Annotated in this window: 16 protein-coding genes and 1 pseudogene; 13 read left to right on the plus strand and 4 right to left on the minus strand. The window is 63.6% G+C overall.

The features are described from left to right. The first annotated feature begins 327 nt into the window (after positions 1 to 327). Both WD012_RS03600 and ilvC read left to right on the plus strand, forming a co-directional pair. Complete coding sequence (locus tag WD012_RS03600; protein WP_339562419.1) at positions 328 to 1,683, plus strand: MFS transporter; 1,356 nt, start codon at positions 328 to 330, stop codon at positions 1,681 to 1,683. Between the two features lie 371 nt (positions 1,684 to 2,054). Next, a complete protein-coding gene (gene ilvC / locus WD012_RS03605; RefSeq protein WP_044280421.1) occupies positions 2,055 to 3,107 on the plus strand; it encodes a ketol-acid reductoisomerase in 1,053 nt (350 codons plus the stop codon). A 551-nt stretch (positions 3,108 to 3,658) separates the two neighbouring features. Here ilvC and WD012_RS03610 read toward each other — a convergent pair. Further along, positions 3,659 to 4,417: an SGNH/GDSL hydrolase family protein gene (locus tag WD012_RS03610; protein ID WP_339562420.1), complete on the minus strand. Its 759-nt coding sequence runs from the start codon at positions 4,415 to 4,417 to the stop codon at positions 3,659 to 3,661. A gap of 272 nt (positions 4,418 to 4,689) precedes the next feature. On the opposite strand from WD012_RS03610, the gene WD012_RS03615 reads away from it, so the two are divergent. The 4 genes from WD012_RS03615 to WD012_RS03630 all read left to right on the plus strand — a co-directional run bounded on the left by WD012_RS03615 (position 4,690) and on the right by WD012_RS03630 (position 8,444). Further along, positions 4,690 to 6,060 (plus strand): GH1 family beta-glucosidase, encoded by a 1,371-nt coding sequence (locus WD012_RS03615; protein WP_339562421.1) that lies wholly within the window; start codon positions 4,690 to 4,692, stop codon positions 6,058 to 6,060. A 277-nt stretch (positions 6,061 to 6,337) separates the two neighbouring features. Further along, positions 6,338 to 7,006, plus strand: a complete 669-nt coding sequence (locus WD012_RS03620) for a hypothetical protein (RefSeq protein WP_339562422.1) — start codon at positions 6,338 to 6,340, stop codon at positions 7,004 to 7,006. Then, complete coding sequence (locus WD012_RS03625) at positions 6,946 to 7,239, plus strand: glycoside hydrolase family 2 protein (RefSeq protein WP_339562423.1); 294 nt, start codon at positions 6,946 to 6,948, stop codon at positions 7,237 to 7,239. The genes WD012_RS03620 and WD012_RS03625 overlap by 61 nt, the downstream gene beginning before the upstream one ends. 170 nt (positions 7,240 to 7,409) lie before the next feature. Further along, entirely contained in the window at positions 7,410 to 8,444 is a 1,035-nt protein-coding gene (locus tag WD012_RS03630) for a LacI family DNA-binding transcriptional regulator (RefSeq protein WP_339562424.1), read from the plus strand. Between the two features lie 230 nt (positions 8,445 to 8,674). On the opposite strand, the gene WD012_RS03635 is transcribed toward WD012_RS03630, so the two are convergent. Continuing rightward, positions 8,675 to 9,334, minus strand: coding sequence for a DUF624 domain-containing protein (locus WD012_RS03635; RefSeq protein ID WP_339562425.1), 660 nt, complete (start codon positions 9,332 to 9,334; stop codon positions 8,675 to 8,677). 245 nt (positions 9,335 to 9,579) lie between these two features. On the opposite strand from WD012_RS03635, the gene WD012_RS03640 reads away from it, so the two are divergent. The 4 genes and pseudogenes from WD012_RS03640 (at position 9,580) to WD012_RS03655 (ending at position 14,267) form a co-directional block, all read left to right on the plus strand. Next, entirely contained in the window at positions 9,580 to 10,425 is an 846-nt protein-coding gene (locus tag WD012_RS03640) for an ABC transporter ATP-binding protein (RefSeq protein ID WP_422614351.1), read from the plus strand. Then, on the plus strand, positions 10,422 to 12,167 hold the full coding sequence (locus WD012_RS03645) for an ABC transporter permease (RefSeq protein WP_339562426.1): 1,746 nt from the start codon (positions 10,422 to 10,424) through the stop codon (positions 12,165 to 12,167). The genes WD012_RS03640 and WD012_RS03645 overlap by 4 nt, the downstream gene beginning before the upstream one ends. Before the next feature lie 476 nt (positions 12,168 to 12,643). Next, positions 12,644 to 12,895 carry a hypothetical protein gene (locus tag WD012_RS03650; RefSeq protein ID WP_339562427.1) on the plus strand — a complete coding sequence of 84 codons (252 nt, stop codon included), beginning with the start codon at positions 12,644 to 12,646 and terminating at the stop codon, positions 12,893 to 12,895. A gap of 118 nt (positions 12,896 to 13,013) precedes the next feature. Continuing rightward, a pseudogene (locus WD012_RS03655) lies at positions 13,014 to 14,267 on the plus strand (AGE family epimerase/isomerase). Between the two features lie 136 nt (positions 14,268 to 14,403). Here the strand turns inward: WD012_RS03655 and WD012_RS03660 are convergent. Further along, positions 14,404 to 15,912, minus strand: coding sequence for an amino acid permease (locus WD012_RS03660; protein WP_339562428.1), 1,509 nt, complete (start codon positions 15,910 to 15,912; stop codon positions 14,404 to 14,406). 217 nt (positions 15,913 to 16,129) lie between these two features. Here WD012_RS03660 and WD012_RS03665 point away from each other — a divergent pair, with 217 nt between their 5' ends. Then, positions 16,130 to 17,674: a cation:proton antiporter gene (locus WD012_RS03665; RefSeq protein ID WP_339562429.1), complete on the plus strand. Its 1,545-nt coding sequence runs from the start codon at positions 16,130 to 16,132 to the stop codon at positions 17,672 to 17,674. 460 nt (positions 17,675 to 18,134) lie between these two features. On the opposite strand, the gene WD012_RS03670 is transcribed toward WD012_RS03665, so the two are convergent. Next, positions 18,135 to 19,178: a LacI family DNA-binding transcriptional regulator gene (locus WD012_RS03670; protein WP_339562430.1), complete on the minus strand. Its 1,044-nt coding sequence runs from the start codon at positions 19,176 to 19,178 to the stop codon at positions 18,135 to 18,137. A 300-nt stretch (positions 19,179 to 19,478) separates the two neighbouring features. Here WD012_RS03670 and WD012_RS03675 point away from each other — a divergent pair, with 300 nt between their 5' ends. Both WD012_RS03675 and WD012_RS03680 read left to right on the plus strand, forming a co-directional pair. Next, positions 19,479 to 21,284, plus strand: coding sequence for a glycoside hydrolase family 13 protein (locus WD012_RS03675; protein WP_339562431.1), 1,806 nt, complete (start codon positions 19,479 to 19,481; stop codon positions 21,282 to 21,284). A gap of 242 nt (positions 21,285 to 21,526) precedes the next feature. Beyond that, positions 21,527 to 22,882, plus strand: coding sequence for an ABC transporter substrate-binding protein (locus WD012_RS03680; RefSeq protein ID WP_339562432.1), 1,356 nt, complete (start codon positions 21,527 to 21,529; stop codon positions 22,880 to 22,882). The last annotated feature ends 418 nt before the right edge of the window (positions 22,883 to 23,300 follow it).

Here is a 23,300-nt window from a genome sequence, read left to right on the forward strand (position 1 = left end):
CCGCCTATGGTTACGAACCAGTTGGGAAGACATCCCAAGAGAGCCGAAAGGAGGACGCCACGATGACCGGTACCATGCGAGTTTCCGCACGAATTATTAGCCCGTCTTCGTTGGCGGACTGATTCGGTACATGCTGAGCCCCGCTGACGAATGCGGGGCCGGACAGATCATTCGCCCTGCATACATCGCGGGGCTTTTTTGTTGCGCTGTGATATCCCACAAGGACCGCCACAGATTCGCAACCAGCATCCAGCTCAAAACATAACAGATGGAACCGTGTCGCACGTGAGCAACGTCGGCACGCCCAGGAGCGATCCAGGAGCAATCATGACAGCAGTCGAACAGACGACTGGCCTACAGCAGGCCGCCGGCAAGGTAGAGCAGATGACGCGCGATTCAGTGCGTACCGTCATTGCCGCTTCCATGGTCGGCACGGCCATTGAGTTCTATGATTTCTACGCATACGGCACCGCCGCTGCGAACTATTTCCCGAAGGTGTTCTTCAGTGACACGACCAATCCGACGGTCGCGCTGCTGATGTCGCTGCTCACCTTCTCCATCGCATTCATCGCACGCCCGGTCGGCTCCCTGATTTTCGGCCATTTCGGCGATCGCATGGGCCGCAAGACCACACTGGTCGTTTCTCTGCTGACGATGGGCATCGCCACCTTCCTGATCGGCTGCCTGCCGACCTACGACATGTGGGGCATCGCCGCGGTCGCGCTGCTGTGCCTGTGCCGCTTCGTCCAGGGCATCGGTCTGGGCGGCGAATGGTCCGGCGCCGCGTTAGTGGCGACCGAGAACGCGCCTGAAGGCAAGCGCGCCCTGTACGGCTCCTTCCCGGAGTTGGGCGCCCCGATCGGCTTCTTCCTGTCGAATGGCACGTACTTCCTGTTGGAAAGCTTCAACGACAACGCCGCGATGGTCTCTTGGGGCTGGCGTGTGCCGTTCCTGCTGTCGAGCGTGCTGGTGATCGTCGGCCTCGTCGTGCGTGTGCAGATGGAGGAGACCCCGGTCTTCCGCCTCGCCCAGCAGCAGCACAAGGTGGTCAAGTCCCCGCTTACCGAGGTGTTCCGCAAGAGCTGGCGCCAGGTGATCCAGGCCACGTTCATCGTCGCTGTGACCTACACGCTGTTCTACACGCTGGCCACCTGGTCGCTCGCCTGGGGCACGAAGACCGTTGAACAGGGCGGTGGCGGCCTCGGCTTCACGAACCGCGAGTATCTGCTTATGCTCATGATCGCCATCTGCGTGTTCGCGCTGTTCATCGTGCTGTCCTGCGTGTATGCGGACCGGATCGGCCGTCGTCGCGTGCTCGTGTTCTCCTCGGTCGCGCTGGTGGTGTTCGCGCTGGTGTTCCCGTACCTGCTGATGGGTCACCGCAACTTCTTCCAGGTCGAGCTGTTCCTGTGCGTCGGCTTTGCCCTGATGGGTATCGCCTTCGGCCCGATTGGCGCGTTCCTGCCTGAGCTGTTCGACGCGAACGTGCGCTACTCGGGTTCCGGCATCGGCTACAATCTCGCCGCGATTGTGGGTGCCGCGTTCGTCCCGACGATCGCCACCTGGCTGTCCCATCATTGGGGTGTGCGTTCGGTCGGCCTGTATCTTGGCGTGATGGCCGTGTGCTGCCTGGTCGCGGTGCTCAGCTGCCGTGAGACGAAGGACACTGACTTCACGAAGTGACGTGCCGGGCGCTGTGCGGGCTTTGCGGTTATGCTTCCGCCGGATGCGCCCCATATCGTTCCGCATAACTGAAAATGCATAACTGAATATCGATTCCGTTCCGGGTTGCGGCGCGGTTCCGCGGTGTGATGGCCGGTTTCGTCCGTCGCGCCACGGTTCCGGGCCGCAGCCTGGGGCACAACCATCAATCCGCCTGCGGTTGTGCGAAAAAGTTCCCGAGAGATGTTCAACTGATGGAACGCACCCGAATCGGGGGAGCGATTCTAGTATGATGGGCATCAATCAAGGACAAAATCCTTTTTGCATAAGTTACAGGCAAAATGCCGGCGGCAAGCCGGCAAGGGATTTTCCCAAAACAAGGAGTGCTACATATGGCAGCAACTATCTGGTATGAGAAGGATGCGGATCTCTCCGTGCTCAATGGCAAGAAGGTCGCCATTCTCGGTTACGGCTCCCAGGGCCACGCCCACGCGCTGAACCTGCGCGATTCCGGCGTTGACGTCGTCGTCGGCCTGCGCCCGACCTCCAAGTCAGTGGATTACGCCAAGGAGCAGGGCCTCGAGGTCAAGTCCGTGGGTGACGCGGTCGCCGAAGCCGATATCGTCATGATCCTGCTTCCTGATCAGTACCAGGCCAAGGTCTACAAGGAAGAGGTTGAGCCGAACCTGAAGCCGGGCGCTGCCCTGGCCTTCGCTCACGGCTTCAACATCCACTACGGCTACATCAAGCCGACCGAGGATCACCCGGTGTTCATGGTCGCCCCGAAGGGCCCGGGCCACATTGTGCGTCGTGAGTATGCCAACGGCCGTGGCGTCCCGGTGGTTGTGGCTGTCGAGCAGGATCCTCGCGGCGACGGCTGGGACATCACCCTGGCTTACGCGAAGGCCCTCGGCGCTCTGCGCGCTGGTGCCATCAAGACCACCTTCAAGGAAGAGACCGAGACCGATCTGTTCGGCGAGCAGGATGTCCTCATGGGCGGCATCAACCACCTGTGCGACATGGGCTTCGACGTGCTGACCGAGGCTGGCTATCAGCCGGAGATCGCCTACTTCGAGGTGTTCCACGAGCTGAAGATGCTCGTCGACCTGGCTAACGAGGGTGGCCTGAACAAGGCTCGTTGGTCCTGCTCCGACACCGCCCAGTACGGCGATTACACCTCCACCGTGATCAACGAGGAGACCAAGAAGCGCATGGAGTATCAGCTCAAGCGCATCCAGGACGGCTCCTTCGCCAAGGAGTTCATGGACGACCAGGCTGCTGGCGCCCCGAAGTTCAAGAAGCTGCAGGAAGAGTATTCTCACCCGCACCTCGAGACCGTCGGCCCGAAGCTGCGCGCTATGTTCTCCTGGAACAACCAGAAGGACGCTGACGCTGATATGACCGAGTCCTTCAACGGCAAGATCGCTCGTACCCAGGTGCAGTGATTGTGGGCGGTGCTTCGGCGGCTGAGCCAGTGGCCGGCTAGCCAGGGTTCCGCATAGCGTCTGTATCATCGATGAGGCCGCTGTCCGGTTTGTCCGGGCGGCGGCCTCATCGTATGCGGGGATGCGCACGGTGTGCCGGGGACGGCTCGACTGGGATCCGCTGATACGGCTGATATGGGGCGGGCTCGCGGGTGCCCGGCGTGGTTGTGGAGACGCGCCCGATGAATCAGAATGGCTTGATTCCGCCGTTCTTTGATCATCGGGGTATCCGGCCCCGGCTTCATTCCCTTGGTATCCTTTCCGCGCTGTACGAATCGGTGGCGGGTTTCGCCGGTGTGGAGGGGTGTGTGATCATGGCTGGGGTGCCGAGAGGATTCTGTTGAGTCGAGAACCGCGGAATTCCGCCGATTTGCCTTGACCTGTCTGTGGTGGCTTGCCTGATTTCACTCCGTCCGGGTCACTTTCGCCCTGTATCCTCTCGGTATCCTTTCCGCACCATGGGAATCACCCGTCGGCTTGGCGGATTTGGAAGGCGGGGCCATTCCATGCAGTCAGCGCGTGATATCGAGCAGCTGGCGGACCATCTCGGGACCCCACCAGTCGCGGTATCCGGCCTTGGTCGGGTGCACCGGATCGTGCATGCACAGCGCCCGGCGGTCATCGGGAATCGCGTTCCACGCGGCATCATCCCATAGGTCGATGATCCCGAAGCCATGGATCCGCTGCATTTCGAACAACAGATTCACCATGTTCTGATACCGCGGGCTGTCGAATCGCGCGCCCGTGAAGAACACGAGCGGGCAATCCCAGCGTTCGCGTACGGTTTCGACGATATGCCTAAGCGCGCCGGCCACGGTATGCGTGTCGGTTTCGCCGGCATCTCCCAGCGGCACGCCATGCGATGCGTCGTTGGTGGATAGCTGGCAAATGAACAGGTCGATCGGCAGGCTCGCGGGAAGCCGGGTGTCCAGCCGGTGCACGTAGGAGCCGTCATCGAGGTCGGCGAGCGTGGTGCCGCTCACGGTTTCCTTAGCCAGCCGCATATCCAGCCGTCGTGCGATATACTCGCCCGGTCCGTCGGCCAGCGAACACGCTCCGTAGGCCACCGATGACCCGAGGATCCCCAATGTCTTGCCCGCCCAGGGCGTCCCCGGAATCGGCTTGATTGCGCTGAAATCATAGGCGGCCGCGTTGCCCGGCTGCCCGTCGGTCCCCGGGTGCAGTTCGGCAGGATACGTGATAATCGCCTGAGCCGGTTGCGGGGATCGCCCTGTTCGGGCCGGTTGTGTCGTTTCGATTCTGGTAGTCATATGCATGTCATCCTTCGCTTGTGGGACTCTGGTGCGTTCCCGTGAGCCATGACGCGTAGTGCCGGGTCTCGGGGTGAGATGATGCGGGACATGTTCGTTGTTCCTTCCTTGGATGGCCCCACAGGCGTCAACGCCGACTGGGCGATTGTCGTTGTGTCGCGTCCACGATTGCTCTATCATTGAACTTAACCGATTCAGAATCGTAGCGCGGAATCGACACCGGTGCAACCGACGCACGGCAACGACACGCGCACAACAGAGAAAGGCCTCACATGCACGCTCCGCAGCAATTCACCTTCGGCACCGCCACCGCGGCCTACCAGATCGAAGGCGCCCCAGACGCCGACGGCCGCACGCCATCCATCTGGGACGTCTACAGCCACACGCCGGGCAAAACCGTCAACGGCGACACCGGCGACATCGCCTGCGACTCCTACCGGCGCTGGGAAGACGACCTCAACCTGCTCGCCGACCTCGGCGTCGACTCCTACCGCCTGTCCATCGGCGTGCCGCGCATCATCCCCACGCCCGACGGCAAGCCGAACGAGGCCGGGCTCGACCATTACGAGCGCATCGTCGACGCGCTGCGCGACCGTGGCATCCGGCCCGTCGTCACGCTCTACCATTGGGATCTGCCGCAGTACATGGGCGAACAGGGCGGCTGGCTGAACCGCGACACCGCCTACCGGATGGCGGATTATGCGCGGTTCGTCGCACGGCGGCTCGGCGATCGCGTGGACGTCTACACGACGCTCAACGAACCGTGGTGCTCCTCCTACCTGAGCTATGGCGCCACCGAGCATGCGCCGGGTCTCGGCCTTGGCGCCGGCTGCTTCCCGACCGTCCACCACCTCAACCTCGCGCACGGCCTTATGGCGCAGGCGGTTCGTGCGGAAGTCGGCACTGCCAGCAAGGTCTCCGTCACCTTGAACCTGCAATTCAACCGCGGCGACGCCGACGCCGTGCATCGCACCGACCTGATTGGCAACCGCGTGTGGCTTGACCCCATGCTGCGCGGCTACTACCCCGCGGAACTGTTTGACGTAACGCGCAAGGCGTGCGACTGGAGCTTCGTACGAGACGGCGACCTGAAGCTCATCAACCAGCCGATCGACCTGCTGGGCGTGAACTACTACAGCACCGGCCTTGTCGCCCTCGCCAAGACCCCGCACACCGACACGGGCGCGACCGCGTGGCCGTGCTGCGAGAACGTCGACTGGTTGCCGACACCCGGCGAGCACACTGCGATGGGCTGGAATATCGACCCCGAGGGGCTGACCGACCTGCTGGTTCGCGTGCACAATGACTACCCGTCGGTCCCGCTGGTCGTCACGGAAAACGGCGAGGCATGTGATGATGTCGAGACCCAGGAGGCTGACGGCACGCTCGCCGTGCACGACGCCGACCGCATCGACTACCTGCGGCGGCATCTGGCGGCCATCGGCAAGGCGATCCGCGCCGGCGTGCCGGTCGAAGGGTATTTCGTGTGGTCGCTCATGGACAACTTCGAGTGGGCGTATGGCTATACGAAGCGCTTCGGCATCGTGCGCGTCGACTACGACCACGATTGCCGTCGCGTGCCCAAGGACAGCTTCGCCTGGTACCGCAAGGTGATCGCCGACCGCGAGCTGCCCGAGGCATAAGCGGTCGCATCCGGCCCGACTGCATCTGGGCCGGCTGTGACCGATCTGGTTGTGACCGCCCGGCTGCATTCGACCCGGCTGTGTTGCGCGGGGCGGGTGCGTTGGTGCGTGCTGCGCGGTCGACGGTTCCCCGGGTTCTCGCTGGTTGCGAGGGCTACGGCCGCGTCTCTCTTCTGCGTCTGCCTGCGCTGAGTGCCTTTCAGCGTAGGCAGACGGTTGGGAAGATGGGGTGTGTTGCCGCGCCGCCCGGTCCATTCGTACCCCTGTACGCGGCGGCATGCGTTCGCACCTGGCCCCAGGCGACATCGACGACGTGAGCTACAAAGCCGACGGCAGCCGCGACTGGCTGATCCCCACCGACAACTGGGACGATATCGAGGATTGGCACTGGGCCTGCCAACTGCAGCAGGCGCAGACGATCCGCTTCGGTGTCGAGCATATGCGCTCACTCGAGCCGATCAACGCCGGCGCGCTGATCTGGCAGCTCAACGATGACTGGCCCGTGGTCTCGTGGGCCGCGGTCGACTATGACGGCCACCGCAAGCCGCTGTGGTACGCGTCCCGCGACTTCTTCGCGCCGCGACCGGCGACCATCCAGCCGCGTATCTCCAAGAAGCAATGGGAGGACCGCAGCGGGGAGGGCAAGCGCCCTGCCGCTGACAAGCTCGCGCTTGTCGCGCTCAACGATACGCGCGAGCCGTGGGCCGGCACGTGGACGGTCGGGCGGCGCACGCTGGAAGGCGAAGTCCTGGCAAGCCAACGCATCGAGGTGTCGCTTGGCGCTGTCGACCACGCCACGGTGTATCTCGAGCCCGAAGTGGCGACCTTCGCGGACGCTTCGGACGAGATCATCGTCGCGGCCGCCGGCCGTCGGGCTTCGCGCGCGTGGTGTTCAATGGTGCCGAGGTCATCGACCAGCAGCTCCAGGCCGATCCGCTTGACGTGAAGGTCGAGAAGGCCGAGCATGGCTACGCCATGACACTGATCGCTCACACCTACGCCCGTGACGTGTTCTGCATGGCCGACAAGGTCGATGCGGACGCTTCCGCGGACGGCGGCATGGTGACCCTGCTGCCCGGCGAATCGGTGACCTGGACGATCAGCAGCGGTGCCGAGGTCGAGCCCGGGCGTTTCGCGGCACCGAACGTGCTGCGGTGCGCCAACGATTTGAAGCGGTAAAGTCCGGTACCACGTCATCACATGCCGGTGCGGCAGGGGGCACGGGTGTCCCCCGCCGCACCGGCATTGTCATATTTGGTGTTCGGTGCGAATATTGACGTTGTATCGGGATACGATGAATTTCAGCATTGATTTCAGTCGGATGCGACAAGAAACGGAGTACGCGGGATATGGCAGGCGCGAAAACCAAGGTAACCATCACCGATGTCGCCAAAGCTGCAGGAGTGTCCAACAGCGCGGTTTCGTATGCCTTAAACGGTAAACCCGGCGTCTCCGAGAAAACGCGTAAAAAAGTACTGGAAGTCGCCGATTCGATGGGCTGGAAACCCAACAGCGCGGCCAAGGCATTGTCAGTGGCCAAGACGCACAGCATCGGCGTGGTCATGACCGCCGGCAGCAAGCTGCTCGGTGTGGAACCTTACTTCATGGAGCTGTTCTCCGGCATCGGCGTCGAACTCGAAGAAGAGGACTATTCGCTGCTGCTGCGCTTCGCCCGCAACGAGACTGAAGCGCTTCGTGCGCATCGCAACTGGATCGCGGCAGGCAGCGTGGACGCCGTGCTCATCTTCAACGTGGAGATCGGCGACGTCCGCGTCGAGCTGTACCAGCAGCATCCCGAAGTCCCCGCGCTTGTCTTCTCCGACCCCTCGGTCTCCGGCCAGCTGACGACCGTCAGCAGCAACGACGCCGACGGCGCCCGCCAGATCGTCAAGTACCTGCACGAACTGGGGCACCGGCATATCGCCCGTGTAGCCGGTCCCGAACGGTTCGGGCACACATACATCCGCGACCGCGTATTCAACGAGGAAACCTCGAAATACTCGATGGCATACGACTGCCTGCACTCCGACTACTCGCCCGAACAGGGCCGCGAATGCACGGAACGCCTGCTGTCACTGCCGAGCGCGCCGACCGCGATCGTGTACGACAACGACGTGATGACGGTCGAGGGCCTGCATGCGGCGGTCACCAAGGGCCTGCACGTGCCGGACGATCTGTCGCTCATGTCCTGGGACGACTCCTACATGTGTACGGCGACCAGCCCGTCACTGACCGCGCTGGCCCGCGATATCCCGAAGCTCGGCGCGAAAATCGTCCCGATGCTGTACGCGATGATCAACGGGCAGCACGTGGATAACCAGCTTGAGCCGAACTATCACCTGATTCCCCGTGGCTCGACAGCCGCCCCGCGCGCCGAGGCCTGACGCAAACCCAGCTTGGCGCAAACCCGGGATGACGCAGCAAGTCGGCCTGGCGTAAGTCGCACCCGACGCAAGTCCCAGATGGTTTGCGGTTTTCCGCGTCGGCAGAAGCAGAGAACCCGGTGTCCGGGCAGCGGTGTGCGGGTAACGCGGGAGAACTGCGGGATTGTTCTGATTTGCGCCTGTTCTCCCATATCCGGCGCGGGAGTTTACCGGGGTTCGGGCGACTCGTGTCAGCGGCGTGCCGCGGCCGGTGCCTCGTCAACGGTGACCAGTGGGTCTGCGAACACGTGCTGCTGGCGCATGAGCACGACGGTCAGCCAGCTGCTGCACCCGGCGAACAGCAGGCCCCAGAAGAAGATCACGAAGAACAGGCCACCGGGGACCCATACGGCGATGGCGCACGGGATCGCGGCCAGGGCGAACGCGGCCAGGGCGGCTGCCGGGTGGGCGGCGACCAGTGCCGCGGACCGCCTGAACTGCCGGGTTGCCGGCAGGCTGCTGCGCGAGGCCAAAGGCAGCACGTAGGCGGAGCATATCGCGCCGATGATGCCGATGGCGATGCAGATGCCGTAGTTGATGGCGTTGAGGTCGCCGTTGCCGGAGCTGCTGGTGTACCACATATCAAAGGCGATGGGCCCGAAGAACGCCAAATAGACGATGCCGATCAGCGGCGTTGTGCCGATCCGCCGGGTGAACGCCGACCAGAAGCGCTTCAGTACGTGGCTGTCGTCGCCTTCGTCGATGGCGCGGGCGACGTCGAACAGTGCGGACGTCGAGGCTCCGATCGTCACGACCGGCAGGCTGCATACGGCCCACGCGATATTCGCCAGTGCCATATCGCCGAGGTGTGACATGAGATCGTTGAACGGGTTGTCTTCGAAGATGGGCATCGGGGTTCGTTCTTTCTGTGCCGGTGCATAGGCGCGGATTCCATTGTCCGGGCCGGCTGCGTGCCGATGCCCCATTGCTGTGTACGACCAATATACGCCGGATCGACGGCATTGTCTTAACCGATTAAGGTGTGTCGCTGAGGGCGATAGCATGATAGTCTGAGCGCATGAGTCTAGACACAGCGGGAAATCCTGCCCATTTTTCTCCGGCGGGTTCCCGCCCGTCCGGCATATCCATGGCAACGATGCCACAAGCCGTGGCCCAACCCCCAAGCGCCCCGCCGGTGCCAACGTCACGGCCGCTTTCTGCGCCACCGGTGCCGCCGGACCCCGGTGCCGCCGTATCCATCCGCGGCCTGTCCAAGCGGTTCGGCGACAACATCGCCGTCAACGGGCTCTCGCTCGACATCCCCGTCGGCTCCTTCTACGGTCTGGTCGGCCCCAACGGCGCCGGCAAGACCACCACGCTCAACATGGTGACCGGTCTGCTCAAACCGGACGGCGGTATGGCCATGATCCTCGGCCGCGACGTGTGGAGCGACGTCAACGCCTCCAAGCGCGCCATCGGCGTCATGCCGCAACCCAATCAGATCTTCGACAGGCTGACCGGCCTGCAGCTGCTGGTCTACTGCGGCATGCTGCGCGGCATGCCCCGCGACCAGGCGATGCAGCGGGCGGGCGACCTGCTGCGCGCCTTCGACCTCGAATCCGCGGGGAACGTCATGGTCGCCGATTACTCCGCCGGCATGACCAAGAAGATCTGCCTCGCCTGTGCAATGATCCACAGCCCGCGCATCTTGGTGCTCGACGAGCCCTTCGAATCGGTCGACCCGGTCTCCAGCGCCAACCTCAAGGACATCCTCATCGAATACGCCGCCACCGGCGGAACGGTCATCATCTCGTCCCACGTGATGGCGCTCGTCGAGAAAATGTGCACGCACGTCGCCATCATCAACCGCGGCATGGTGTGCGCGGCAGGGACCGTGGAACAGGTCGCCGCGGGCGAGGACCTCGAGGACCGGTTCCTCGAACTGGTCGGTGGCCGGCACGGCGCCGCGCATATCGACTGGCTGGACGGTGGTGCGCGATGACCGGTGCCGTCCCCGCCCGCCCGGCCGGCTCTGCCGCTCCCACGGTGACCGCCGCCACGCCGCCACGCCCGCAGCCGGCACGCCCGTCCGCGTCCGGCGCGTCCCGATCCGCCCGTCCGGCAGGCACCGCCCTGCTGCTGATCCGCCTGCGCTGGAGCCTGACCATCGCCGCGCTGCGCCATTCGCCGCAGCGCATCGTCGCCATGGTGATCGCCGTGCTCGGCGCGATATCCCTGGTCGTATGCGCCGCAGGTGGGGGCATCACGCTTGGCTCCCGTCCGGACATGCACGCCGGCACTCCAGCATGGGACACCCTGCACACCGGCGTCGTGCTCGGCGGCACCGGTGCCGTGCTGGGCGTACTGCTGATCCAGCTCATGTACGTCGGGCAGGCCAGCTCCATGGACCCGCGGAAATTCGAGCTGTTCGGCATCCCGGACCGCGCTCTGACGCGGGGCCTGTTCGCCGCCGGCCTGTGCGGCATCCCCGCGATATCCGGGACGTTGGCGCTGCTCGCCTTCGCCTCGGCATACCGGCGGACCGGAGGCATGGTCGTGGCTGTCGCGCTGCTCGCCGCGCCCGTCGCCGTCATGGTGATGATGGCGATATCGAAGGCGATGATCGCACTGTTCTCCATACTGGCGGATTCGCGCCGGGCCCGCGGCCGGATCTACATCATCAGCATGCCGGTGTTCGTGCTCGCCTGCCAGCTGCCCGGCGTCCTGGTCGGTTCGGGCGCGGATGAGGCGGTATACGCGAGATACGCCGCCGTTGCCGGCTGGACGCCGTTCGGAGCGGTATTCGCCCTGCCATTCGACGTGGCGCGCGGGGCGTGGGGAGCCTTCGCCGCGCGCCTCGCCATTGCCGCGGTGACGGTGGCGCTGTGCTACTGGGTGTCCCTGTGGTGTCTTCGTAGGCAACGCGAGCGCGGGGGCGAAGGGGCGCAGGTGCGCTCGCGCGAAGGCATCGGCGCGTTCGCGTCAGTGCCGGACACGGCATCCGGTGCGATCTCGGCGCGTCTGGCCACGTATCTGCGCAAGGACCCGCGGCAGCTGGTCATGTACGCCTCGCCCGTGCTCATCATGCTGGTGATGCTGTTCGAACCCGGCGATTCCCGTGACATGGTGTGGGTGTCCGTCGCGATCGGCGGGCTGATGCTGGTCGCGCTGGAAGGTGACGGTATCGCCTACGACGGGCTCGGTTTCACGCTTGAGGCCATCAGCGGGGTGCGCGGTATTGACGACCGCAGGGGTCGCGTGCGCGTGCACGTTCTGATCGTTACCGCGTATCTGACCGTGCTCGCCGTGGTGTGCGCGCTGGTCGCCGGATCGTGGGAGAGCATCGACGGATGGGCGGAATCGCTGGTGTTCTGGGGTATCGGCATCGGTCTGAGTTTCAGCGCGCTGGGTGTCGCCGAGGTGATTTCGCCGGTGCTCATGTACCCGATCGCCCCGCCGGACCGCCCGTTCTCCACGCCCCAAGGGCGTGCCGCGACCCAGCTGCTGTTCCCGCTGGCGCAGATGCTGGGGTCCGTGGTGCTGATGCTGCCGACCTCCCTGGTGATGGCGGTGCTCGGTGCCGCCGGGGTCAACGACCTGCAGATGATGTGGGCGGTCGCGGGTGCGGCGGTGCTGAACGGCATTGGCGTCCTGATGCTGGGCACGTGGCTTGGCGGCATCGTGTTGGACGAGCGGCAGCTGAAAGTGCTCGCCACCTTGCGCGACTTCGCCTCGTTGCAGTAGCGGCGCGGATTGCGCTCGCGGGCAGTGGGCGTGTGCGGGTGTGGGTGTGGGTGTGGGTTTGTGAGGATTGGCTCGCACGGTGGCGGGTTGGTCGGTGGGAATCGGACATCCGGGCGGGCTTGGCATTTGTCGTGTGAGGATTGGCTCGCACGATGGGTGGTTGGGTGGCGGGTATTGCCGGTTTGGGCGGGTACTGGTGCCTGTTGTGTGAGGATTGGCTCACACGGTGGGGCTGGTGTGTTTTGGCTCTGCCGGTCAGAGGGGTTCGTGGGTGCGACTTTGTGAGGATTGGCTCACACAGTGGTGGGTTGGTCGGTGGGAATCGGCCATCCGGGCGGGTGTCCGCGGCGATCGTTGCAAATATTGCGAAACACCGGAACGCACCGGCTATTGCGTAACCGATTAAGTTGCCGTATCCCGAACTTAAGCGGTTCAGCTGGTGAAGGTGCCGACACCGCAGAACGAAAGGACTTACCGTGAACAGCTACGCGCTTCCACAGTTGAAGGCCTCATGGTCTGTGGCGCCGGCAGCGGTGCTGCTCATCGGTGCAGTATCGCTGATTGTCGCCCCGCACATCGCCGCCGCCACGGCATCCGCAGTGGTCACGGCCATCGGCATCACGCTCGGTGCCGTCGCCATCGGGTACGCGGCATGCGTCCTTGCGTCGGTCATGCTGGCGTCCTTGCGCGGCACGGACCACCTCGCGGGCCATCCGGCAGCGAAATAACGCGGACACGGCGCGAGAACCGTACGGGTCCCCGGCGCCAGCGCCGACAGCCACAAGACAATCACCGGCCTGACATCCCAACCAATCACACCCCACTACACAAGAAAGGCGCACAACGATGACGCAGCAACCATCGGCACCATCAGAAGCGAAATACCAGCTCGGCCCCCCCCCGAAAACAAGCAGTTCCTGGACGAACAGCGTGACAGCCTCATGGCGTTCGGCCACAGGTTCCCGTCCCCAGGCGGCAGCTCGTACTGGCTGGGCGACGACGGCGCCCCGTGGACGGACCACAACCGCGAGACCTGGATCACCTGCCGCATGACCCATGTGTATTCACTGGGCGTGCTGGTCGGGCATCCGGATTCCGAAGCGCTCGTGGACGCCGGGCTCAAGGGCCTGCGCGGCGAGCTCCACGACGAGGAGAACGGCGGCTGGTACCCGGCCGTCACTGCTCAAGGCGGCCACACGCTCGACAAGCAGGCGTACGCCCACGCCTTCGTACTGCTCGCGGCATCCTCCGCGACTCTGGTGGGCCGTCCCGGCGCCCGCGAGCTGCTGGACAACGCGCAGGAAGTCTTCCTGAAGCGCTTCTGGGACTCCCGCGAGGGGCTTTCCGTGGACACGTGGAACACCGAATTCACCGAGCTCGACCCCTATCGCGGCCTGAATGCGAACAGGCATTCGGTCGAGGCGTTCCTCGCGGTCGCCGACGTGACCGGCGACGAAGGCTGGCGTGACCGTGCCGGCCGCATCATCGCGCATGTGACCAAGTGGGCGGCCGAGAACGAGTGGCGCATCCCCGAGCATTTCACCTCCGACTGGGAGCCGGCGCTCGAGTTCAACCGCAACAAGCCCGACGACCAGTTCAAGCCGTACGGCGCGACCCCGGGCCACGGCATCGAATGGGCGCGTCTGATCACGCAGTATGCGTTGAGCGCGAAGATCGACGAGGCCGAGAAGCAGCGCCTGGTCGATATCGCCGAGCACCTGTTCGCCCGCGCGGTCGCCGACGGCTGGAATGCCGACGGCGCCCCCCGGCATCGTGTACACCACGGATTGGGAAGGCAAGCCGGTCGTCCACGACCGCATGCACTGGACGCTCGCCGAGGCGATCAACACGTCGTCCACGCTCGCCCGCGTCACCGGCAAGGACGTGTACCGCAACTGGTACTCCACGTTCCTGCAGTATCTCGACGCCGACGTGATCGACCACAAGAACGGCTCCTGGTTCCACCAGCTTGATCGCGAGAACAAGCTGATGACCACCGTGTGGCCCGGCAAGTCCGACCTGTACCATGCCACGCAGTCGATGATGATTCCGCTGCGCGACCCGAGCCTGTCCATCTCCGTCGCGACGAAAGAAGGCTGATATAAGCCCAACACGGTATTCTTCTACTCTTCTTTGAACTCCTTCTTCTTTCCGAAAGCGGGCCGCTTCCTTTCACCGGGAAGTGGCCCGCTTTTGTTGCGCCTTGCCGCCCTCTGGACAGGGGCGGGCATTGGGCTCAGGCTTGCGTCGTGCCGATGGTATCGCCGGCGGTGGCAGGCTGGCGGCGGACGGTCAGCTGGTAGGCGACCAGCAGTACGGCAAGCCAGATCGGGCCGATCACCACGGCCACACGATAGCTGGGGGAGAAGCACATGAGCACGACCACGAGCGCCATGAACGCGAGCACCAGCCACGGCGTGACCTTGGCGAACGGCAGTTTGAAGCGGATCGCGTCAAGCGCCGCCTGCCCGCTGCGACCGGCGAGCTCATTCGGCCCGTCCCCGGCGGCGACGGCCTTGCGGAAGTGCATTTCAGTGAGCATGATCATCGACCAGTTGATCACCGCGGCAATCGTGGCGATACTCATCAGGTAATTGAACGCGAACTGCGGCCACAGGAACACCACGACCACGGCGATCACCGTGATCGCCGCCGAGGTCAGCACTGCCGCAGCAGGCACGCCACGCTTGTTCAGGCGGCCGAGATACGCGGGCGCATTACCCTGCTTCGCCAGCGAATACAGCATGCGCGAATTCGAGTACAAGCCGGAATTGTAAACGCTCATCACCGCGGTCAGGCATACGAAGTTGAGGATGCCTGCGGCCGCGTGCACGCCCACGGAATCGAAAATCTGCACGAACGGGCTGGACTTGCCGTCGATCGTGTTCCACGGCACCACCGCCATGATCACGCCGAGCGCGGCGACATAGAAGACCAGAATGCGCCAGATAACGCCGTTCGTCGCCTTCGGGATGGTGGTGCGCGGATCCTCCGCCTCGCCCGCCGTCACACCGATGAGCTCGGTGCCGCCGAAGCTGAACATCACCACGCACAAGGCCATCAGCAGGCCGGTCCATTGCCCGTCCGCCCCGCGGGACAGCAGACCGTGCGGCATGAATCCGCCGCCGATCGTGAACCAGTTCGCGAAGGACGCCCGCACGCCGGACACGCCCGGAATCCCCATGATGATCACCGCAAGGCCGCCGACAATCATCGCCAACACCGCAGCGATCTTGATAATCGCGAACCAGAACTCAAACTCGCCGAACTTCGAGACGCCCATCAGGTTCATCGCGGTGATCAGCACCAGGAAGAACGCCGCGGACGCCCATTGGGGGATGGACGGGAACCAGTAGTTCACAAACGAACCGACTACCGCAAGCTCGACCATCGACACGAGAATGTAGTTGAACCAGTAATTCCATCCGGACACGAAGCCCGCCCGCTTCGACCAGTAGCGGGTCGCGTAGTAGCTGAACGCGCCGGCCTTCGGCTCCTCGACGCTCATCTCGGACATCGCGCGCACGATGAGGAAAATCGCCAGGCCGCCGATCACATACGCGAGCAGAATGCTCGGCCCCGCGAGGCTGATGGATTCGCTCGACCCGTAGAACAGGCCCGTGCCGATGGCACCACCCAGCGCGATGAGCTGGATATGGCGGTTTTTCAATGATTTATGCAGGCTTGGCGGTTGGGTGTCGCCGCCTGGCTGGGCTTGCGGCGTCTCGGTATTCTGGTTGCTCATGCTGTGCTCTGCTGTCCTCTCTGCTCGCACGCCTGTCGACGTTGGTGCACGTGGCGAACGGTGACATTGTAGCGCCGCCGCGCAGGTTTGGCGGGGATTCGTCCAAGGCCCCGACGGCGTGCCGATACCCGGATTATCACGCCGCCGTCACGTTGCGCCTCTCCTTGCCTGCCGGCGCAAATCGCCGGTTTTCCGCCGAAGCGACGATAATGGCGGTATGACCGTCGATCTTGTCTCGCTCACCATCATCATGCTCGTGGCGGTGCTGTGCCCCGTCGTCGTGCAGCTCATCCCCGGCAAACCCGTGCCGCAGACCGTGCTGTTGCTGCTCGCCGGCGCGCTGCTGGGGCCGCACATGTTCGGGGTGATCCAGGTCAGCGAATCGGTGCAGCTGCTCAGCGAGCTCGGGCTCGCGTTCCTGTTCCTGCTGGCCGGGTACGAGATCGACCCCAAGCAGCTGGGCGGGCATCAGGGGCGCGTAGGGCTCGCCACATGGGCGGCGACCTTCGTGCTCGCCTTCGCGGTGATCATGTTCGTGCCGTATTTCAAACAGCATGACATGACCGGCATGGCGGCGGTGATCACGCTCACCACCACCGCGCTCGGCACGCTGATGCCGATTCTCAAAGAGCGTGGGCTTGAAGGCACGCCGGTCGGCAACGCGGTCGTCGCCTACGGCACGTGGGGCGAGCTGTGCCCGGTGCTGATGATGGCGGTGCTGCTGTCCACGCGATCGCAATGGCAGACCTTCCTCACGCTCGCCGTGTTCGCCGCGATTTGCGTGGTCGCGGCGCTTGTGCCGGCAAAGGCGCGCAAGGCGGGCAACCGGTTCTATCGGCTCGTGACCAAGCATTCGAACATCTCCGAGCAGGTGCTCATGCGGCTGACGGTGCTGCTGCTCATCACGCTGGTGACGGTGTCCGCGATCTTCGACCTTGACGTGGTGCTGGGCGCCTTCGCTGCGGGATTCATTCTGCGATACGTGATTCCGGAAGGCTCGCAAACGCTGGAAACGCGGCTTGACGGCATTTCGTACGGCTTCTTCATCCCGATCTTCTTCGTTGTCTCGGGTGCGGCGATTGATTTGAAGGCTGTCGGCGGCAATCCGGGATTACTGATTGTGTTCATCATCATGCTGATGCTGATTCGCGCGGTGCCCGTGTATATCGCCATGTCCTTGGACCGCAAGGCGAACCCGATGTCGTCGCATCACCGTGTGACCGTCGCCGTGTATTGCGCGACCGCGCTGCCGTTGATTGTCGCGGTGACGACCGTTGCAGTCAAGGCGGGTACGATGCAGCAGATGACCGCGTCCACGCTGGTCGCCGCCGGTGCGGTGACGGTGTTCTTGATGCCGCTGCTCGCGGGACTGACCTACCGTGTGGCGGATGTGCACCCGGTGACCGCGCTCGGCGAGATTGCGCACGACCCGCACGACTACCGGCAGATTCTGCACGAGCATATCGAAATGGCGCATCTGCTGAGACACGCGGAACGGATGGACGTGTTCGTTGCGCGCATGGATACGTTGCCGCCGGCTGCGAGTGCCGCGGATGCGAAACTGCGGGCGGAGTTGGTGCAGCGTGCCGAGCGGGAGCGCGACCGGTGCCTGCGTGAGCTGGGCATCGACCCGGAGACCGCGCAGGAGTACCGGGAGGACACGGTGAAACGCTGGCGGCAGGCGGCGAGTAGGCGGGCTCGTGGGGCTGGCGCGGCTGGTGATGGTGCGTCCGAGGCTGGTGCTTCCGGGGGTGCCGCCTGATCCGGCACTTTGTGAGTGGAACCTCACACGGTGGCCCTTGGTGGTGTTCGGGACCTTGGTCTGGGCCGTCTGGCCCGTCACTGTGTGAGTGGATCCTCACATAACGCCTCTCGGCAGTGCCCGGAACCTTGGTCTGGGGTTGCTCGACCTCCGTTGTGTGAGTGGATCCTCACATTCCTGCGGTCTGTGATGGCTGGGGTCGGTGATTTCGTGGTCGGGCAGGTGGCTTTGTGAGTCAATCCTCACACGGTGGCCCTTCTCGAAGTTCGGCGCAGTCGTCCGGGCCGTCTGGCCCGTCATCGTGTGAGTGGATTCTCACACGGTGGCCCTTGGTGGTGTTCGGGACCTTGGTCTGGGCCATCTGGCCCGTCACTGCGTGAGTCAATCCTCACAAAGTCCGGTTGCCGCGCCTACCATCAGCCGGGCCCACCGTGCCCCGCACCCTGCGCGCGCCCCGCACCTACCGCCCGCTCGCCGCGCGGCCGGTGGTTTCGCGCAGTACCAGGGTCGCCGGCACAAGTTCATGCGTGCGCACGACGTCCTCGCCGCGTAGCAGCGCCAGGACTTTGCGGGCGGCCGCATTGCCGAGTTCGACCGGATTCTGGTGCAATGTCGTCAGGTCGAGGGTGCGTGAGACGGGCGCGTCGTCGAAGCCCATGATGGAAAAGTCGCGTGGTGCCGCCAGATGCTGCCGACGCAGCTCCTTGTACACCGTGGCCGTGAACTCGTCGGTTTCGCCCATGATGCCGGTCGGGTGCTGCGGGCAGGAGAGTAATCGCGCCACAATCCCGGCGGCGGTCGCCTCCAGTGTCGTCCGGGCGGGGTCATGCTGATCAGCCCCGATCATCACGATGTCATCGTCGTCATACCCGGCTTGCTCGGCGGCTGTCGTGAACGCGGCCACGCGCGTCGAAGTGCCGTAGACCATGTCGTGGGGAATGTAGTCGTGCACGAAGGCGATACGACGGTGGCCGAGCGAACGCAGCAGCTGCACGCCAGAGGTGATGGCGGCGGCGTTGTCGATGCCGATGGAGGCGTCGAATCCGGCGGTTGACGGCGAGTTCAGACCGACTACCGGCATGCCGAGCGCGGAAAGCTGGTCGTGCAACGCGGTGTTGAATTCGAAGGATGTGATGATGATCGCGTCGGCGTTGCGGTCGCGTGGCAGGTTGCGGAAGAAGCGGTCGAGCTGCTCGCGGTTCATGACGAAAGCCGGTATGGTGTCGTAGCCTTCCGGGGCGAGGACATCGTAGACGCCTTGCAGCACGGACGCGTTGAACCAGGTGTTCAGCTGCCCGGAGACGAGCAACAGCACGCGCATGGTCCGGCCGGAGGCGAGGGTTGACGCGCTTTTTGACAGGGTGAAGTTCAAGGCTTCTGCCGCCTGTTCGACTTTTGCCCGTGTCGCGGGGCTTACGTTCGCGCTGCCCCTGAGTGCGCGGGATACGGTGGCTTGCGACACGCCTGCCGCTGCCGCTACGTCGCTGATTGTCGCCCTTGCCATGGTGCTCCTTGCTTGTTGACCGCTTCCATAGTATCGAAACCGTTGGAAAACATGGCAACACGCGGAAGGTGGACGAGTATTTGTGCGGTATGTATGAAAGCGCTATCATTTACTTACCACAACATACGTGGCTTACAGCGGAGTCGTTGCGACGAGCTTCGCTGGAACCACACGACAATACGACAGTAATGCTGCGAATCGTCAGATGCTTTACCGGCATCTGGTAAATGAAACCGCTGTCATCCGACGGGCGCCGCCGCTCGTCCGGGTTCCGGCGTGGCAAGCAGAGAGGAGAGCGTCATGGCCAATCGCATCAGCCAGCAGAATCCGCAGGGGCCCGAAACCTCGGATCGCGCCGCTGCGGCATGGTGGCATCAAGCGGTGGTATATCAGGTCTATCCGCGTTCGTTCAAAGATTCTACCGGTTCCGGCCTCGGCGACATCGCCGGCGTCACCAGCCGTATCGACTACCTCAAGCAGCTGGGCGTCGACGCGATCTGGCTTAGCCCCTTCTACCCGAGCCAGCTTGCTGACGGCGGGTACGATGTCGACGACTATCGCAACGTCGACCCGAAACTCGGCACCATGAACGATTTCGACAAACTCGCCGAAACCGCGCATGCAGCTGGAATCCGGATCGTCGTCGACATCGTTCCCAATCATTCCTCCAACCTCCACCCTTGGTTCAAGGCAGCGCTTGCCGCCGGTCCAGGCTCGCCGGAACGCGAACGGTACATCTTCCGCGACGGTCGCGGCGAACACGGCGAACTGCCGCCAACCGATTGGGTATCCTGCTTCGGCGGGCCCGCCTGGACGCGCGTGCCCGATGGTCAGTGGTATCTGCACCTGTTCACCGTGGAGCAGCCCGACTGGAACTGGAAGAATCCGGATGTACAGGCGGATTTCATCAAGACCCTGCGCTTCTGGCTTGACCACGGCGCCGACGGCTTCCGCGTCGATGTCGCGCACGGCCTGTGCAAGGATCTCGACCGCAAGGATCTCGACCAGTGGAGCGTCACCCCGCCAAGCCTTCCGGCCGACGGCAGCCACCCGCTGTACGACCGCGACGACGTGCACCAGATCTACCGCCAGTGGCGCACAGTGTTCAACGAGTACGATCCGCCGGCATTCGCCGTGGCCGAGGCGTGGGTCAACCCCGCACGGCAGTACCTGTACGCTTCCGACGACGAGCTCGGCCAGGTGTTCAACTTCGAGTTCGCAAAGAAGAACTGGGTGCGCGACGACATGCACAAGGCCATTGAGGAAGGTCTCGAGGCGGCTCGTCGCTCCGGCTCCACGGCCACATGGGTGATGAGCAATCACGATGTGCCGCGCCACGCCAGCCGTTATGCGCTGCCGCAAGTGCCCAGCACGGTGCACCACCAGCTTGCCAAGGATTGGCTGCTGCGCGACGGGACCAGCTATCACGAGGATCGTGCGACCGGCACGCGCCGCGCGCGGGCCGCGATTTTGATGGAGCTTGCGCTGCCCGGCTCGGCTTACCTGTATCAGGGCGAGGAGCTTGGCCTGTTCGAGGTCGCCGATATTCCGTGGGACAAGCTCGAGGATCCGACCGCACGTAACAGTGATCGCGCCGCCAAGGAGAAGGGGCGCGACGGGTGCCGCGTCCCTCTGCCGTGGATTGCCGCCGACGGGGTCGAAGGATCGTTCGGCTTCTCGCCTCGCGTGAAATCCGTGGGTGCCGGCGTTTCCGCCGATCAGGTCGGTAAGCCGTCCGAGGCGCCGCACCTGCCGCAGCCCGCATGGTTCGCTGATTTCGCCGCCGACCGTGAGAGCGCGCAGCCGGAGTCGATGTTGAACCTGTACCGCAGGGCGTTGGCGTTGCGGCACGAGCTGATGCCGGCCGACACAACGTTGACTTGGCTGGATGAGGACCGCCCGTCTGACGTGCCGGATGGCGCTGACGGTCAGCACGGCGGCGTGATTGCCTACCGTCGGTCCAATGGCTGGGCGAGTGTGACCAATTTCGGTGCGGAACCTGTCGCATTGCCGGCGGGCGAGGTGCTGCTCACCTCCGGCGATCTGTGCTCCGACGGACGGCTGCCGCAAGACACCACCGCTTGGCTGCGGCTGAACCAGGACTGATAGCGCTTTCATCGCTGGCTGGGGGTGATGCTCATATCAGGGCATTCCTCCGGCCGGCAGCCCCGCTGCGCCCCTGCTGTCGTATTATCGGCGCTTCGGCCGCAATTGATATCCATCGTCAACATTTGTCACTCTTCCTGTCCGCAACGGCAACGATGCCGGGCGAATCTGCCGTTATTACTTTATCCGCCCACCAGAAGTGCGGCCGTCAACCGCAGTTCATCAGCAACAAAGGAGTCACCATGAACACCACATTGACGAAGCTCACAGCAGCCGTTGCGGTACTCGCCATGAGCGTCGGCCTCGCCGCATGCGGAGGGTCATCGGCCGATAAAGGCCATGTGCGCTACATGAACAACAAGCCGGAAATCGTCAACCAACTGAAAACGCTTGCGGCCAGCTATACCAAGCAAACCGGCGTGCAAGTGGACATCCAGACCGCGGCATCCGGTACGTACGACACCACGATGGCATCGGAGATGTCGAAATCTGACGCTCCTACCATGTTCAATATCTCCGGATATGACCAGTTCGCGAAGTACCAGCGTTACGCGGAACCGCTGCAGACGTCCAAGGCGTACAGCCTGCTCAGCAAGGACGGCCGTGCTTACGCATACAAGGACGGGTCCAACGTGTACACGCTTCCATATGCTGCAGAGTGGTATGGGATTATCTACAACAAGAAGATCATCAAGGACTACTGCGCCAAGGATTACGCGGTTATCAAGTCCGCTGACGATATCACCAGTTATGCCGTGTTCAAGAAAGTGGTTGAAAGCATCCAGCAGCACAAGAGCGATCTCGGGCTCGACGGTGCAATTGCCACGCCGGGTCTCGATTCCTCGGACACCTACCGCTTCACCGCGCATATGGCGCGACTGCCGCTGTTCTACGAGTATCGCGATCGCGACACCACATTCTCCGCGACGCTGAAGGGCACGTATCTGGACAATTACAAGAACCTGTTCGACCTTGAACTCAAGAACAGCCCGACGCAACCTAGCTTGGTCAGTTCCAAGACCTATGACGACTGCACGTCGGAGTTCGCGCTCGGCAAAGTCGCGTTCTATCCCAATGGCGTGTGGGCGTACTCACAGATCAAGGGCAACAAGGTCGCCGACGACGACCTGGGCATGCTTCCCTACTACATGGGCATCAAGGGCGAAGGCGATTACGGCCCCGCAGGTGTTTATGACGCGAGCTGGGCGGTCAACAAGAACGCGAGCGAACAGGACAAGAAGGCCACTCTTGACTTTATCTCGTGGCTGGTGACCGACAAGACAGCCAAGAAGACTTTTGCGAAGGATATGGGATTCTCGGTGCCGTTCACCACCTTCGGTGACAGCGATCAGCCGGACAATCCGCTCACCGCGGTGGCACGTGCCTACAGCGAGCAGGGAAAGAAGGAGGTTCGCAGCTTCACGATCCCTGATCAGCAGTGGCAGGATGACATTTCCAACGCGCTGGTTGAGTATGCGCAGGGGACAGGCGATTGGAATAAGGTGTCCAACGCCTTTGTCAACGGATGGTCAACCGAATGGGCGAACAACAAGGCCGAATTGGGGATGCTGCCGAAAGCCACGGCATTCTCCGAGTGACTTGCCAGGCAGGTGCGTCGGCCGGCTCCGCATTCTTTCCGAAGTGGAGGGCTGGCCGACTGAACCCGCCGCTTGTTGGGCCAACTCTCTCCTCTCCCGTTCCCGTACCGTCGTCGAGATGGCCGCGGGAGCGGGATTCCGCGTATTATGGGGCGGTTATCTCGTCGCGGTGCGACTGACGTGTCGCATGGCGGGCCGATACCGCTGAATCAGGCGGGCTCCTTACAGCTATCTCTCTGTGGTGCGATTCCGGTGTCGCACCACAGACGGATGCGGCTGGGTTCCGGCACGGTCATTGGTGGTATCTCGCCGCGGTGTGATTGCCCGGTTGCATGGCGGCGGGGTACGAGCGATATGGCTGTGGAATCCTAGGTTATCTGCCTGCGGTGTGACTATCAGATCGCACCGCAGGCAGATA

Origin of the sequence: Bifidobacterium thermophilum (assembly GCF_037482445.1) — a bacterium.
Classification (GTDB): domain Bacteria; phylum Actinomycetota; class Actinomycetes; order Actinomycetales; family Bifidobacteriaceae; genus Bifidobacterium; species Bifidobacterium thermophilum_B.

Bases quoted from the DNA above. Each gene is read 5' to 3' on its own strand.
- WD012_RS03665 (WP_339562429.1), top strand. From the start codon at position 16,130: ATGACCGTCGATCTTGTCTCGCTCACCATCATCATGCTCGTGGCGGTG.
- WD012_RS03660 (WP_339562428.1), bottom strand. From the start codon at position 15,912: ATGAGCAACCAGAATACCGAGACGCCGCAAGCCCAGCCAGGCGGCGAC.
- WD012_RS03645 (WP_339562426.1), top strand. From the start codon at position 10,422: ATGACCGGTGCCGTCCCCGCCCGCCCGGCCGGCTCTGCCGCTCCCACG.
- WD012_RS03640 (WP_422614351.1), top strand. From the start codon at position 9,580: ATGCCACAAGCCGTGGCCCAACCCCCAAGCGCCCCGCCGGTGCCAACG.
- WD012_RS03610 (WP_339562420.1), bottom strand. From the start codon at position 4,417: ATGACTACCAGAATCGAAACGACACAACCGGCCCGAACAGGGCGATCC.
- WD012_RS03670 (WP_339562430.1), bottom strand. From the start codon at position 19,178: ATGGCAAGGGCGACAATCAGCGACGTAGCGGCAGCGGCAGGCGTGTCG.
- WD012_RS03675 (WP_339562431.1), top strand. From the start codon at position 19,479: ATGGCCAATCGCATCAGCCAGCAGAATCCGCAGGGGCCCGAAACCTCG.
- WD012_RS03600 (WP_339562419.1), top strand. From the start codon at position 328: ATGACAGCAGTCGAACAGACGACTGGCCTACAGCAGGCCGCCGGCAAG.
- WD012_RS03630 (WP_339562424.1), top strand. From the start codon at position 7,410: ATGGCAGGCGCGAAAACCAAGGTAACCATCACCGATGTCGCCAAAGCT.
- WD012_RS03615 (WP_339562421.1), top strand. From the start codon at position 4,690: ATGCACGCTCCGCAGCAATTCACCTTCGGCACCGCCACCGCGGCCTAC.
- WD012_RS03635 (WP_339562425.1), bottom strand. From the start codon at position 9,334: ATGCCCATCTTCGAAGACAACCCGTTCAACGATCTCATGTCACACCTC.
- WD012_RS03620 (WP_339562422.1), top strand. From the start codon at position 6,338: ATGCGTTCGCACCTGGCCCCAGGCGACATCGACGACGTGAGCTACAAA.
- WD012_RS03680 (WP_339562432.1), top strand. From the start codon at position 21,527: ATGAACACCACATTGACGAAGCTCACAGCAGCCGTTGCGGTACTCGCC.
- ilvC (WP_044280421.1), top strand. From the start codon at position 2,055: ATGGCAGCAACTATCTGGTATGAGAAGGATGCGGATCTCTCCGTGCTC.